The organism is Actinomadura sp. WAC 06369 (assembly GCF_003947565.1).
GTDB lineage: Bacteria > Actinomycetota > Actinomycetes > Streptosporangiales > Streptosporangiaceae > Spirillospora > Spirillospora rifamycini.
This window is the reverse complement of record NZ_QHJN01000008.1, coordinates 16,544-32,454: the sequence shown is the minus strand read 5'-3', so window position 1 is coordinate 32,454 and position 15,911 is coordinate 16,544. Positions and strand designations below refer to the sequence as shown.

Genomic DNA, 15,911 nt, shown 5'->3' with positions numbered 1-15,911 from the left:
GACCCGAGGAGAGTTATGTCGGCGCCAGACGAGCAGGTCGTCGAGGCACTGCGTGCCTCGCTGAAGGAGAACGCGCGGCTCCGGCAGGAGAACGACGACCTCGCCGCCGCGGCGGCGGAGCCCATCGCGATCGTCTCCATGGCGTGCCGGTACGCGGGCGGCATCCGGGGCCCGGAGGACTTCTGGCGGGTGGTGTCCGAAGGCACCGACGTCTACACCGGCTTCCCCGACGACCGGGGCTGGGACCTCGAGGGCCTCTACCACCCGGACCCCGACAACCCCGGCACGACGTACGTGCGGGAGGGGGCGTTCCTGCACGACGCGGCGCAGTTCGACGCCGGGTTCTTCGGGATCTCGCCGCGCGAGGCGCTGGCGATGGACCCGCAGCAGCGGCAGCTGCTGGAGGTCTCCTGGGAGACCCTCGAACGCGCCGGCATCGCCCCCGACTCGCTGCGCGGCACCGACGTCGGCGTGTTCGCCGGCGTCGTGCACCAGGACTACGCGCCCGACCTGAGCGGGTTCGAGGACTTCATGAGCCTGGAGCGCGCCCTCGGCACCGCGGGCGGCGTCGCGTCCGGCCGGGTCGCCTACGCGCTCGGGCTGGAGGGCCCGGCGGTGACCGTCGACACGATGTGCTCGTCGTCCCTGGTGGCGATCCACCTCGCCGCGCAGGCGCTGCGCCGGGGCGAGTGCTCGATGGCGCTGGCGGGCGGCGCGACGGTGATGGCGACGCCCGGCGGGTTCGTCGGCTTCGCGCGGCAGCGGGCGCTGGCGTTCGACGGGCGCTGCAAGTCCTACGCGGCGTGCGCGGACGGCTCCGGCTGGGCCGAGGGCGTGGGCGTCCTGCTGCTGGAGCGGCTGTCGGCGGCGCGGGAGCGCGGGCACCGGGTGCTGGCCGTGATCCGCGGCTCGGCCGTGAACCAGGACGGCGCGTCGAACGGTTTGACGGCGCCGAACGGCCCGTCGCAGCAGCGGGTGATCCGCAAGGCGCTCGACAGCGCCGGCCTGGCCCCGTCCGACGTCGACGCCGTGGACGGCCACGGCACCGGCACCGTGCTCGGCGACCCGATCGAGGCGCAGGCGCTCCTGGCCACCTACGGCAAGGACCGGGACCCCGAGGAGCCGCTGTGGCTCGGCTCGGTGAAGTCCGTCATCGGCCACACCCAGGGGGCGTCCGGTGTCGCCGGGGTGATCAAGATGGTGCAGGCGCTGCGGCACGGGGAGCTGCCCGCGACCCTGCACGTGGACGCGCCGAGCCCGCAGGTCGACTGGTCCTCGGGGGCGGTCCGGCTGCTGACCGAGCCCCGGGGGTGGTCCCCCGCCGGGCGTCCGCGCCGGGCGGGCGTGTCGTCGTTCGGCGCCAGCGGGACGAACGCGCACCTCATCGTCGAGGAGGCGCCCGTCGAGGAGGCGCCCGCCGAGGAGGCCGCGCCCGAGGCGGCGGACGGCCTGCCGGGCGGGGCGGTGCCGCTCGTGGTCTCGGCCGGGACCGCCGCGTCCCTGGCCGGCCAGGCGGAGCGCCTCGCGGCGTTCCTCCGCGACGCGGAGGACGTCCCGCCGGCGGCCGTGGCCGGGGCGCTGGCGGCGGGCCGTTCGGTGCTGCCCGAGCGCGCGGTCGTGGTCGCGGACTCCCGCGAGGAGGCGCTGCACGCACTGGACGCGTTGGCGCGCGGGGAGAACGCGTCCGGTCTGGTGGCGTCCCCCGGGGCTTCCGGTGCACCGGGCAAGGTCGTGTGGGTCTTCCCGGGGCAGGGCACGCAGTGGGTCGGCATGGGCCGCGAGTTGCTGGAGTCTTCCTCGGTGTTCGCCGACCGGGTCGCCGAGTGCGCCGCCGCGTTGGAGCGGTGGGTGGATTGGTCGCTGACGGACGTTCTGCGCGGCGACACCGAGCCGGGTTTCCTGGACCGGGTCGACGTCCTCCAGCCCGCGAGCTTCGCGGTCATGATTGGCCTGGCGGCTGTGTGGGAGTCGGTCGGCGTCCAGCCCGACGCCGTGGTGGGGCACTCGCAAGGCGAGATCGCAGCCGCGTGCGTCGCGGGCGCGCTGTCTCTGGACGACGCCGCCAAGGTCGTGGCGCTGCGAAGCCAGGCCATCGCCGCCGAGCTGTCCGGGCGCGGCGGCATGGCGTCGGTCGCGCTGAGCGAGGACGACGCGACCGCCCGCCTGGAACCGTGGGCGGACCGCGTCGAGGTCGCGGCCGTGAACGGGCCCTCCTCCGTCGTGATCGCGGGCGACGCCCGGGCGCTCGACGAAGCGCTGGACGTGCTCGACGAGCAGGGCGTCCGCGTGCGGCGGGTCGCCGTGGACTACGCGTCCCACAGCCGCCACGTCGAGGACGTCCGCGGCACCCTCGACGAGGCGCTCGCGGGCATCGAGGCGCAGGCCCCGGCGGTGCCGTTCTACTCGACGGTGACCGGCGAGTGGATCGAGGAGGCCGGGGTCGTCGACGGCGGCTACTGGTACCGGAACCTGCGCAACCGGGTCCGGTTCGGGCCTGCCGTCACCGACCTGCTCGACCAGGGCCACGGCGTGTTCGTCGAGGTCAGCGCCCACCCGGTCCTGGTCCAGCCGATCAGCGAGATCGTGGACGGGACCGACGCCGACGTCGTGGTGACCGGGTCGCTGCGCCGCGACGACGGCGGGACGCGGCGCCTGCTGACCTCGATGGCCGAACTGTTCGTGCGCGGCGTCGCGCTGGACTGGCCCGCGGTCCTGCCCGCGGGCGCGACGTCCCGGCACGTGGACCTGCCGACGTACGCGTTCGACCACCGGCACTACTGGCTCCGGCTCGGCGACTCGGCGACCGACGCGGCGTCGCTGGGGCTGACCGGTGCCGACCATCCGCTGCTGGGCGCGGTGGTGCCGCTGCCGCAGTCGGACGGGCTGGTGTTCACCTCGCGGCTGTCGCTGCGGACGCACCCCTGGCTCGCCGACCACGCCATCGGCGGCGCCGTGCTCATCCCCGGCACGGTGTACGTCGACCTCGCGGTGCGGGCGGGCGACGAGTTCGGCTACGGCGTCCTGGACGAGCTCGTGATCGAGGCGCCGCTGGTGCTGCCCGAGCAGGGCGGGGTCCGCCTCCAGGTCGCGGTCGGCGGACCGACCGGCACCGGCGCGCGCACGGTGGACGTGTACTCCCTGCGCGAGGACTCCGGCGAGGACGCGTGGACGCGGCACGCCACCGGCCTGCTGTCGGACACGTCCCGCCCCAGGGAGACGCAGTTCGACTTCACGGCCTGGCCGCCGCCCGGCGCGGAGCCGGTCGAGATCACCGGCTTCTACCCCGACCTGGTGGAGCGCGGCTACGCCTACGGCCCGGCGTTCCAGGGCCTGCGGGCGGTGTGGCGGCGCGGCGAGGAGGTGTTCGCCGAGGTCGCCCTGCCCGGCGAGCACCGGGAGGACGCCGGCCGCTTCGGCGTCCACCCCGCGCTGCTGGACGCGGCGCTGCACACGAACGCCTTCGCCGACCCCGGCGACGACCGCCGGGTGCTGCCGTTCGCGTGGAACGGGCTGGTGCTGCACGCCGTCGGCGCGTCCGCGATGCGGGTGCGGGTCGCGCCGTGCGGGACGGACGCGCTGTCGTTCCAGGCCGCCGACGAGACCGGCGGCCCGGTGCTGACCATGGATTCGCTGGTGTCGCTGCCGGTGTCCGACGACCAGCTGGAGACGGCCGCGGCCGCGGGCGGCGACGCGCTGTTCGGGGTGGAGTGGACCGAGGTGCCCCCGGCGCCGCGGGCGGACGCGCCGCCGTGGACGCCGGTCGCCACCGCCGACGACGTGGCCGCGCTGCCGCCGGACGCGCCCGCGGTGACCGTCCTGGACGCCTCCGGCGGAGCGGACGCGCCCCTGGCGCTGACCGCGCGGGTGCTGGAGATCCTCCAGCGCTGGCTGGACGGCGCCGGCGCCGCGGACGCGCGGCTGGTGGTGCTGACCCGGGGCGCGGTGCCCGCCGGGGACGGCGCGGTGACCGACGCCGCCGGCGCGGCGGTGTGGGGCCTCGTCCGCGCCGCCCAGGCCGAGAACCCGGACCGGATCGTCCTGCTGGACCGCGACCCCGCGGGCGACCCGGCCGGGGACGCGGGGCCGCTGCTGGGGACGGCGCTGGCCTGCGGCGAGCCGCAGCTCGCGGTCCGCGGCGGGACCTGGTCCGCGCCCCGCCTGGCGCGGGCCGCCGGGGAGGCCCCGGACGCGCCCGCCGTGTTCCGCCCGGACGGGACGGTCCTGGTCACCGGCGGCACCGGCTCGCTGGGCGGCGTCGTCGCCCGCCACCTGGTCGCCCGGCACGGCGTCCGGCACCTGCTGCTGGCCAGCCGCCGGGGCCCGGACGCCGACGGCGTCGACGCCCTGGTCGCCGAACTCGCCGACCAGGGCGCTGAGGTGTCCGTGGCCGCCTGCGACGTCGCCGACCGGGACCAGGTCGCGGACCTGCTGGCGTCCGTCCCCGCCGAGCGCCCCCTGACCGGCGTCGTCCACATGGCGGGCGTCCTGGACGACGGCGTGATCGGCGCGCTGACCCCGGAGCGGCTGGCCGGGGTGTTCGCGCCGAAGGTCGACGCGGTGCGGCACCTCGACGAGCTGACCCGGAGCACGGACCTGGACGCGTTCGTGGTGTTCTCGTCGGCCGCCGCGCTCATGGGGTCCGCCGGCCAGGGCAACTACGCGGCGGCGAACGCGTACCTGGACGGGCTGATGGCGGGCCGCCGCGCGGCGGGCCTGCCGGGGCTGTCCCTGGCGTGGGGGCTGTGGGAGCAGAGCGACGGCCTGACCGCGCACCTCGGCGCCACCGACCAGGCGCGGATGAGCCGCGGCGGCGTCCTCGCGATGACGCCCGCCGAGGGCCTGGAGATGCTCGACACCGGGCTGCACGCCGACCGGGCGCTGCTGGTCCCGATCAAGCTGGACCTGCGGACGCTGCGCGGCAAGGCCGCGGCGGGCGAGGACGTCCCGCACCTGCTGCGCGGCCTGGTCCGCACCGGCCGGCGGGTGGCGCGGGCCGCCGGCGACGGCGGCGGGCTGCTGCGCAGGCTCGCGGGGCTGCCGCCGGAGGAGCGGGAGGGCGTCCTGCTGTCGCTCGTCCAGGACGAGGCGGGCGGGGTGCTCGGCTTCACCGGGCCGGAACTGGCGCAGGGCACCCGCGGCTTCAGCGACATCGGGTTCGACTCCCTGACCGCGGTGGAGCTGCGGAACCGGCTGAGCGCGGCGACCGGGGTCAAACTGCCCGCCACGCTGATCTTCGACTACCCGACCCCGGTGGCGCTCGCCCGCCACCTGCGCGAGGAACTCGGCGACGAGCACGGCGACGAGGCGCCCGCCGCGTCCGGCGCCCGCGCGGCGACCGCCGCGGGCGCCGCCGACGCCGGCGACCCCATCGCGATCGTCGGCATGGCGTGCCGGCTGCCGGGTCAGGTCACCGGCCCGGACGACCTGTGGCGGCTGGTGTCCGAGGGCCGCGAGGGCATGTCGTCCTTCCCCGACGACCGCGGCTGGGACCTGGACGCCCTGTTCGACGCCGACCCGGAGCGCGCGGGCACCTCGTACACCACCCGCGGCGGGTTCCTGCACGAGGCCGCCCAGTTCGACGCCGGGTTCTTCGGGATCTCGCCGCGCGAGGCGCTCGCGATGGACCCGCAGCAGCGGCTGCTGCTAGAGGCGTCCTGGGAGGCGCTCGAACGGGCGGGCGTCGACCCGACCGCGGCGCGCGGCGCCGACATCGGCGTGTTCTCCGGCGTGTCCATCCACGACTACCTCGAATCCCTGAGCAACATGCCCGCGGAGCTGGAGGGCTTCGTCACGACCGCCACGGCGGGGAGCGTCGCCTCCGGCCGCGTGTCGTACGTGTTCGGGTTCGAGGGCCCGGCCGTCACGATCGACACCGCGTGCTCGTCCTCCCTCGTCGCGATGCACATGGCCGCCCAGGCGCTGCGGTCCGGCGAGTGCTCGATGGCGCTGGCGGGCGGCGTCGCCGTGATGGGCTCGCCGATCGGCGTGCTCGGCATGTCGCGGCAGCGGGGCCTGGCCGAGGACGGCCGCTGCAAGGCGTACGCGTCGGGCGCGGACGGCACGGTCCTGTCCGAGGGCGTCGGCATCGTCGTCCTGGAGCGCCTGTCGGTCGCGCGCGAGCGCGGCCACAAGGTGCTTGCGGTGCTGCGCGGCAGCGCGGTGAACCAGGACGGTGCGTCGAACGGGCTGACCGCGCCGAACGGGCCGTCGCAGCAGCGGGTGATCCGCGCCGCCCTCGCCAACGCCGGGCTCGCGCCGTCCGACGTGGACGTCGTCGAGGGCCACGGGACCGGGACGGCCCTCGGCGACCCGATCGAGGCGCAGGCGCTCCTGGCCACCTACGGCAAGGGACGCGGCGAGGAGAGCCCGGTATGGCTGGGCTCGCTGAAGTCGAACATCGGGCACACGCAGGCCGCCGCCGGGGTCGCGAGCGTCATCAAGATGGTGCAGGCGATGCGGCACGGCGTCATGCCGCCGACCCTGCACGTCGAAGAGCCCACGTCCCAGGTGGACTGGTCGACCGGCGCCGTCGAGCTCCTGGCCGAGGCCCGGGACTGGTCACCGAACGGGCATCCGCGCCGAGCGGGCGTGTCGTCGTTCGGGATCAGCGGGACGAACGCGCACCTGATCCTGGAGGAGCCCCCCGAGGAGCCGGTCGCCGAGGAGGCGCCGCCGTTCGACGGCCCGGTGCCGCTGGTGGTCTCGGCCCGGAGCACGGGATCCCTGGCCGGACAAGCCGAACGGCTGGCGGCCTACCTGGAGGGCTCCGGCGAGCCGCCACTTCCGCACGTGGCGAGCGCTTTGCTGGCCCACCGTGCGGTCCTGGACGACCGCGCCGTGGTGGTGGCGGCCTCCCGCGAGGAAGCGCTGGACGCCCTCGGCGCGCTCACGCGCGGTGAAGGCGCGCCCGGCATCGTGACCGGCAGCGCGGGCGCGTTCGGCAAGCTCGCGTGGGTCTTCCCCGGCCAGGGCACGCAGTGGGCCGGCATGGGCCGCGAGCTGCTCGATTCCTCCCCGGTGTTCGCCGAACGCATCGCCGAGTGCGCCGCTGCTCTGGAGCGGTGGGTGGACTGGTCGCTGACGGACGTCCTGCGCGGCGACACCGAGCCGGATCTCCTCGACCGGGTCGACGTCCTCCAGCCCGCGAGCTTCGCCGTCATGATCGGCCTCGCAGCGGTGTGGGAGTCGGTCGGCGTGCGCCCCGACGCCGTGGTGGGGCACTCGCAGGGCGAGATCGCCGCCGCGTGCGTGGCGGGCGCCCTGTCTCTGGAGGACGCCGCGAAGGTGGTGGCCCTGCGAAGCCGGGCCATCGCCGCCGAGCTGTCGGGACGCGGCGGCATGGCGTCGATCGCGCTGCCGGAATCAGAAGTGACGGCCCGCCTGGAGCCGTGGGCGGACCGCGTGGAGATCGCGGCGGTCAACGGTCCCTCCTCGGTGGTGATCGCCGGGGACCGCGAGGCGCTGGACGAGGCGGTCACGGCGCTCGGCGGACGGCGGATCGCCGTCGACTACGCCTCCCACAGCAGCCACGTCGAGGACATCGAGGACACGCTCGCCGAGGCGCTGGTCGGGATCGAGGCGCAGGCGCCGACGATTCCGCTGCTGTCGACGGTGACCGGCGAGTGGATCTCCGAGGCCGGGGTGGTCGACGGCGGCTACTGGTACCGGAACCTGCGCAACCGGGTCCGGTTCGGATCCGCCCTCTCCGCCCTCCTCGACCAGGGCCACGGCGTGTTCGTGGAAGTCAGCGCACACCCGGTGCTGGTCCAGCCGATCAGCGAGATCGTGGACGGGACCGACACCGACGCCGTGGTGACCGGGTCGCTGCGCCGCGACGACGGCGGCATGCGGCGCCTGCTCACCTCGATGGCCGAACTGTTCGTCCGGGGCGTCGCCGTCGACTGGAGCGGCCTGCTGCCGCAGGCGCCGCGCGACGTGGACCTGCCGACGTACGCGTTCGACCACCGGCCCTACTGGCTCCACCCGGCCGGGAGCAAGGACGCACCGGCGCTCGGGCTGGCGGGCGCCGACCATCCGCTGCTGGGCGCGGTGATGCCGCTGCCGCAGTCGGACGGGCTGGTGTTCACCTCGCGGCTGTCGCTGCGGGTGCATCCGTGGCTCGCGGACGTCCCGAGCACCGGGCTGGTCGAGCTGGCGGTGCGCGCCGGGGACGAGGCCGGGTGCACCGTCCTGGACGAGCTGGAGATCGAGGCCCCGCTCGTGCTGCCCGAGCACGGCGGGGTGCGCGTCCAGGTCGTCCTGGGCGGACCGGACGACGACGGTGCGCGCACCGTGGAGGTGTACTCGCAGCGCGAGGACGTCGCCGGGGACGACGGCGCGGACGGCTGGACCCGCCACGCCACCGGGCGGCTGTCGGCCGCGCCCGCCGTGCCGGAGCCGTTCGACGCGGCCGTCTGGCCGCCGGCCGGCGCGCGGGAGGCCGGCGACCTCGGCGGCGAAGGAGCGGCGCGGTGCGTGCGGGCCGTGTGGCGGCGCGGAGACGAGCTGTTCGCGGAGGTCGCCCTGCCCGAGGAGCAGGGCGCGGACGCGGGCCGGTTCGGTCTCCACCCGGTGCTGCTGGAGGCGGCGCTGCTGGCCGGCGCCGCCGACGAGCCGCGGCAGCCGCTCGACTGGCGCGGGTTCGCGCTGCACGCGTCCGGGGCGTCGGTGCTGCGGGTGCGGCTGACGCCCGGCGGGCCCGGCACGGTGTCGCTGGCGGCGGCCGACGAGACCGGCGGGCCGGTCCTGACCGTGGACTCGGTGGTGTCGCGGCCGGGTGAGGCGGCCGCCGGCGCCGCCGGCGCCACCTCGCTGTTCCAGGTCGACTGGACGGAGCTGACCGCGGCGGCGGCGTCCGCGCCGTCGTGGGCGCCGGTGGCGACCGAGGAGGACGTGGCCGCCCTGGCCGAGGACGCGCCCGCGGCGGCGGTCCTCCGGGCGTTCGCCGACGACACGCGGGCGCCCCTGGCCCTGACCTCCCGGGTCCTGGCCATCGTCCGGGCGTGGCTGGCCGCGCCCGCGCTGGAGGAGTCGCGGCTGGTGGTCCTGACGCGGGGTGCGGTGCCCGCCGGGGACGGCGCGGTGACCGACCCGGCGGCGTCGGCGGTGTGGGGCCTGGTCCGGTCGGCGCAGGCCGAGAACCCCGACCGGATCGTCCTGCTCGACCTCGATCCCGCGTCGGCCGGTGACGCCGGGCCGGTGCTGGGCGCGGTGCTCGCGTCCGGTGAGCCGCAGGTCGCGGTGCGCGGCACGGCCCTGTTCGTCCCGCGCCTCGCCCGCGCGGTGCGGCGGCCCGAGGACGCGCCCCCCGCGTTCGGTTCGGAGGGGACGGTGCTGGTGTCGGGCGCGGGCGCCCTTGGCGGCTTGGCCGCCCGGCATCTGGTCGCCCGCCACGGTGTCCGCCGTCTGCTTCTGGCGAGCCGCCGGGGCCCGGACGCCGAAGGAGCGGACGCCTTGGTCGCCGAGCTGTCCGACCAGGGCGCGGAAGTGTCGGTGGTCGCCTGCGACCTCGCGGACCGCGACCAGGTCGCGGAGCTGCTGGCGTCCGTGCCCGCCGAGCATCCCCTGACCGGAGTCGTCCACACCGCCGGCGTCATCGACGCGGGCGTGATCGGGACGCTGACGCCGGAGCGGCTCGCCAGGGTGTTCGCGCCCAAGGCCGACGCGGTGCGGCACTTGGACGAGCTGACCCGGGACATGGATCTGGCCGCGTTCGTCGTCTACTCCTCGGTGTCGGGCGTGTTCATGGGCGCGGGCAGCGGCAGCTACGCAGCTGCCAACGCCTACCTGGACGGGTTGATGGCGAGCCGTCGCGCCGAGGGCCTGCCGGGCCTGTCGCTGGCCTGGGGCCTGTGGGACCAGACGTCCGGGGGGATGGCCGCGGGCACCGACGACCTCACTCGTTCCCGGATGAGCAGGCGTGGCGGTCTGCAGTTGATGTCGCAGGCCGAGGGGATGGAGTTGTTCGAGGCCGCGCTCGGTTCCGGGCGTTCGCTCCTCGTCCCCGCCCGGATCGACCTGCGCAGCGTCCGCGCCGACGCCGCCGCGGGCGGGGCGGTGCCGCACATGCTGCGCGGCCTGGTCCGCGCCGGCCGCCGCCGGCAGGCGGCGCAGGCCGCGGACAGCGGCGGCGCGCGCGGCGGGCTGGCCGAGCGGCTCGCGGGTCTCACCCCGGACGACCGGCTCGCCCTGCTGCTGGACCTGGTCCGCGGCCAGGTCGCCGCGGTGCTCGGGCACGCCGGGGCGGGCGCGGTCCGGGCGGACGCGGCCTTCCGGGACGCCGGGTTCGACTCGCTCACGGCGGTGGAGCTGCGCAACCGGCTGCGCGAGGCCACCGGGCTGAAGCTGCCCGCCACGCTGGTGTTCGACCACCCCAACCCGCAGGCCCTCGCCCGCCACCTGCGCGCCGAACTCGGGGACGGGTCCGGCGACGCGGCGCCCGCCCCGGTGGCGCGGGCCACCGCCGCGGCCGACGCCGACGAGCCGATCGCCGTCGTCGGCATGGCGTGCCGGCTGCCCGGCGGGGTGGCCGGTCCGGACGACCTGTGGCGGCTGGTGGCGGAGCGCCGGGACGCGGTGTCCGGCTTCCCCACCGACCGGGGCTGGGACCTGGACGGCCTGTTCGACCCGGACTGGGAGCGCCCCGGCACGTCCTACACCGACCGGGGCGGGTTCCTGCACGAGGCCGGGCTGTTCGACGCCGGGTTCTTCGGCATCTCGCCGCGCGAGGCGCTCGCGATGGACCCGCAGCAGCGGCTGCTGCTGGAGACCTCGTGGGAGGCGCTGGAGACCGCGGGCGTCGACGCGACGGCGTACCGGGGCGCGGACGTCGGCGTGTTCGTCGGCGCGTTCGGCCAGGGCTACGTCGCGCCGGGCGCGGACGTCGTCACGCCGGAACTGGAGGGCTTCGCCGGGACGGGCGGGTCGTCCAGCGTCGTGTCGGGCCGGGTGTCGTACGTGTTCGGGTTCGAGGGCCCGGCGGTCACGATCGACTCGGCGTGCTCGTCGTCGCTGGTGGCGATGCATCTGGCGGCGCAGTCGCTGCGGTCGGGCGAGTGCTCGATGGCGCTGGCGGGCGGCGCGACGGTCATGGCGAACCCGGGCGCCTTCGTGGAGTTCTCCCGGCAGCGCGGCCTGGCCGTCGACGGGCGCTGCAAGGCGTTCGCCGCCGCGGCCGACGGCACCGGCTGGGCCGAGGGCGCCGGCGTGCTCGTCCTGGAGCGCCTGTCGGTGGCGCGCGAGCGCGGCCACCAGGTGCTGGCGGTGCTGCGCGGCAGCGCCGTGAACCAGGACGGCGCGTCGAACGGTTTGACGGCGCCGAACGGTCCGTCGCAGCAGCGGGTGATCCGCGCAGCGCTGGCCAACGCCGGGCTCGCGCCGTCCGACGTGGACGTCGTCGAGGGCCACGGCACCGGGACGGCCCTCGGCGACCCGATCGAGGCGCAGGCGCTCCTGGCCACCTACGGGCAGGACCGGGACGCCGGGCAGCCGCTGTGGCTCGGGTCGCTGAAGTCCAACATCGGGCACGCGCAGGCCGCCGCCGGTGTCGCCAGCGTGATCAAGATGGTGCAGGCGCTGCGCAACGAGACGCTCCCCGCGACGCTGCACGTGGACGCGCCCACCCCCGAGGTGGACTGGTCCGCCGGGGCCGTCGAGCTGCTGACCGAGTCCCGCGACTGGCCCCGCACCGGGCGTCCGCGCCGGGCCGGGGTGTCGGCGTTCGGGGTCAGCGGGACGAACGCGCACCTGATCCTGGAGGAGGCGCCGCCGGACGAGCTGGCCGACGACGCCGAGCCCGGCGCCGGGGACGGCGCGGCGCACGGCGTGCTGCCCGTGGTGGTGTCCGCCCGCGGCGCCGGGGCGCTGGCGGGGCAGGCCGCCCGGCTGGCCGCGTTCCTCGACGGCGACGTCCCGCTCCCGGCCGCCGCCGGGGCGCTGGTGTCCGACCGCGCCGCGCTGGACGAGCGCGCGGTGGTGGTCGCCGGGTCCCGCGCCGAAGCGAAGGCGGGGCTGGCGGCGCTGGCCCGCGGCGAGGCCGCGGGCGGCGTGGTCACCGGCCGGGCGGGCACGCCGGGCAAGGTCGTGTGGGTGTTCCCGGGGCAGGGCGCGCAGTGGATCGGCATGGGCCGCGAACTGCTGGACTCCTCCCCCGCGTTCGCCGGGCGGGTCGGCGAGTGCGCCGCCGCGCTCGCGGGCCTCGTCGACTGGTCGCTGACCGACGTGCTGCGCGGCCGCGCCGCCCCCGACCTGCTGGACCGGGTCGACGTGGTGCAGCCGGCGAGCTTCGCCGTGATGGTGGGACTGGCCGAGGTGTGGCGGTCGTACGGGCTGCGGCCGGACGCCGTGGTGGGGCACTCCCAGGGCGAGATCGCCGCAGCCTGCGTGTCCGGCGCGCTCTCGCTGGAGGACGCCGTCCGGGTGGTGGCGCTGCGCAGCCAGGCCATCGCCGCGGGCCTCGCCGGGCGCGGCGGGATGGCGTCGGTGGCGCTCGGCGAGGACGACGCGGCCGCCCTGCTGGCGCCGTGGGCGGACCGCGTGCAGGTCGCGGCGGTCAACGGGCCCGCGTCGGTGGTGGTCGCCGGCGAGGCCGGCGCCCTGTCCGAGGCGCTGGCGGCCGTCGAAGACCGGGGCGTCCGGGTGCGGCGGGTCCCCGTGGACTACGGGTCGCACACCAACCAGGTCGAGGACATCCGGGGGCTGCTGGCGGAGAAGCTGGCCGGGATCCGCGCGCAGGCGCCGGCCGTCCCGTGGCTGTCGACGGTGACGGGCGAGTGGATCGAGGGGGCCGGGGTCGTCGACGGCGACTACTGGTACCGGAACCTGCGCGCCCAGGTCAGGTTCGGGCCCGCCGTCGCCGAGCTGCTCGACCAGGGGCACTCGGTGTTCGTCGAGATGAGCGCGCACCCGGTGCTCGTGCAGCCGATCAGCGAGGTCGTGGACGGCACCGACGTCGACGCCGTGGTGACCGGGTCGCTGCGCCGCGACGACGGCGGCATGCGGCGCCTGCTCACCTCGATGGCCGAGGCGTACGTCCGGGGCGTCGCGCTCGACTGGAGCGCCGTGCTGCCGGACGTCCCGCCCGGCCGGGTGGCGCTGCCGACGTACGCGTTCGACCACCGGCACTACTGGCTTAAGCCCGCCGGGCCGGCGACGGACGCGGAGTCCCTCGGCCAGGCCGCGGCCGACCACCCGCTGCTGGGCGCGGTCGTGCACCTGCCGCAGTCCGGCGGGCTGGTGTTCACCTCGCGGCTGTCGCTGCGGACCCACCCGTGGCTGGCCGACCACGCGGTCGGCGGGTCGGTGCTCCTCCCGGGGAGCGGGCTGGTCGAGCTGGCCGTGCGGGCCGGGGACGAGGCGGGCTGCCCGACGCTGGACGAGCTGGTGATCGAGGCGCCGCTGGCGGTGCCCGAGCACGGCGGCGTCCGCGTGCAGGTCGCCGTGAGCGGCCCCGGCGGGGACGGCGCCCGCACCGTGGAGGTGTTCTCGCGGCGCGACGGCGGCGGCGACGCGTGGACGCGGCATGCCACCGGCGTCCTGTCGGCCGAGCCGGACGCCGGTACCGGGTTCGACTTCGCGGCGTGGCCGCCGCCGGGCGCGGCGGAGGTCGACGTCGCCGGCTTCTACTCCGGCCTCGCCGAACGCGGCTACGGGTACGGGCCCGCGTTCCAGGGGCTGCGGGCCGTGTGGCGGCGCGGCGAGGAGGTCTTCGCCGAAGCCGCGCTCCCCGACGACCTCCGCAAGGACGCGGCCCGGTTCGGGCTCCACCCGGCGCTGCTGGACGCCGCCCTCCAGGCCGCCACCGTCGGCGGCGCGGACGAGCCGGGAGAGCCGGTGCTGGCGTTCGCGTGGAACGGGCTGGCCCTGCACGCCTCCGGAGCGTCGGTGCTGCGGGTGCGGCTCGCGCCCGCGGGCACCGACGCGCTGGCGGTCGAGGCCGCCGACGAGACCGGCGGGCCGGTCCTGACGATGGACTCGCTGGTGTCCCGGCCCGTGTCCGCCGAGCGGCTGGGCGCCGCGGCGTCCGGGAGCGCGGACGCGCTGTTCCGGGTGCGGTGGACCGGACTGCCCGCGCCGCTCGGGGAGCCCGCGCCGTCCTGGACGCCGGTGCACGGCGCCTCGGACGTGGCGGCGCTCGCCGAGGGCGGGACCGTCCCGCGGGCGGCCGTCCTGGACGCCGACGGAGGCGGCCCCGACGCGGCGCTGGCGGTGACGTCCCGCGTGCTGGGCGCCGTGCAGGCGTGGCTGGCCGCGCCCGCGCTGGAGGAGTCGCGGCTGGTGATCGCGACCCGGGGTGCGGTGCCCGCCGGGGACGGCGCGGTGACCGACCCGGCGGCGTCGGCGGTGTGGGGCCTGGTCCGGTCGGCGCAGGCCGAGCACCCGGACCGGATCGTCCTGCTCGACCTCGATCCCGCGTCGGCGGGTGACGCCGGGCCGGTGCTGGGCGCGGTGCTCGCATCGGGTGAGCCGCAGGTCGCGGTGCGCGGCACGGCCCTGTCCGTTCCGCGTCTCGCCCGCGCCGCCGGTTCCGTGCCAGTGGCGGACGTCCCGGTGGCGTTCGGTTCGGAGGGGACGGTGCTGGTGTCGGGCGCGGGCGCCCTCGGCGGCTTGGCCGCCCGGCATCTGGTCGCGCGGCACGGCGTCCGCCGCCTGCTCCTGGCGAGCCGCCGGGGCCCGGACGCCGAAGGGGCGGACGCCTTGGTCGCCGAGCTGTCCGACCAGGGCGCGGAAGTGTCGGTGGTCGCCTGCGACCTCGCGGACCGCGACCAGGTCGCGGCGCTGCTGGGGTCCGTGCCCGCCGAGCATCCCCTGAGCGGAGTCGTCCACACCGCCGGTGTCTTCGACGACGGCGTGATCGGCGCGCTGACGCCGGAGCGGCTCGCCGGGGTGTTCGCGCCGAAGGTCGACGCGGTGCGGCACCTGGACGAGCTGACCCGGGGCATGCAGCTGGACGCGTTCGTCGTGTTCTCGTCCGTCGCGGGCGTGGCCGGCGGCGGCGGCCAGGGCAACTACGCGGCGGCGAACGCCTACCTGGACGGGTTGATGGCGAGCCGCCGCGCCGCGGGCCTGCCGGGCCTGTCACTGGCGTGGGGCCTGTGGGAGCGCGGTGTCGGCATGGCCGCCCACCTCGGCGCCGTCGACCACGCGCGCGCCGACCGCGGCGGCGTCCTGGAACTGACGCCGGCCGAGGGCCTGGCGGCATTCGACGACGCGCTGCGGCTGGACGAGTCCCTGCTGGTGCCGATCAAGCTGGACACGGCCGCGCTGCGGGCGGACGCCGAGTCCGGCGGCACGCTGCCGCCCGTCCTGCGCGGGCTGGTCCGGGCCGGCCGCAGGCAGGCGCGGACGGCCGCCGCGGACGGCGACGCGCTGCCGCGCACGCTGGCCGGGCTCGCCGCCGACGAGCAGGAGGCCCTGCTCCTCGACCTGGTGCGCGGCCAGGTCGCCGCCGTGCTCGGCCACGCCGGGCCGGAGGCGGTGCGGGCGGACGCGGCGTTCCAGGACGCCGGGTTCGACTCGCTGACCTCGGTGGAGCTGCGCAACCGGCTGCGCGAGACGACCGGGCTGAAGCTCCCGGCCACGCTGGTGTTCGACTACCCGACCCCGCAGGCCCTCGCCCGCCACCTGCGCACGGAACTGGTCCCGGACGCCGGCCCGGCCGGCGGGACGGGCAACGGCGCGGGCGGCGGGACGTCCGGCGCGGCCCTGGACGAGGAGCGGCTGCGGCACGTGCTCGCCTCGGTCCCGCTGGCGCGGCTGCGCGAGGCGGGACTGGTCGACGTGCTGACCAGGCTGGCCGACCTGGGCGAGACCGGACCGGACGGGGCGTCCGACGGGGACGCGCGGCCGGTCGCCGAACTGGACGTCGACGACCTCGTGCAACTGGCGATGGGCGAGGAGTAGGCCCGTGGAAC

The 15,911-nt window shown here is 77.0% G+C and carries 1 protein-coding gene; it reads left to right on the top strand.

Annotated features, from left to right (window positions below; translation table 11 throughout):
- The first annotated feature begins 15 nt into the window (after positions 1–15).
- On the top strand, positions 16–15,900 hold the full coding sequence (locus DMH08_RS03555) for a type I polyketide synthase (protein ID WP_125611690.1): 15,885 nt from the start codon (positions 16–18) through the stop codon (positions 15,898–15,900).
- Positions 15,901–15,911 lie beyond the last annotated feature (11 nt).

Coding starts and splice junctions, on each gene's coding strand:
- DMH08_RS03555 (WP_125611690.1), top strand. CDS start 16: ATGTCGGCGCCAGACGAGCAGGTCGTCGAGGCACTGCGTGCCTCGCTG.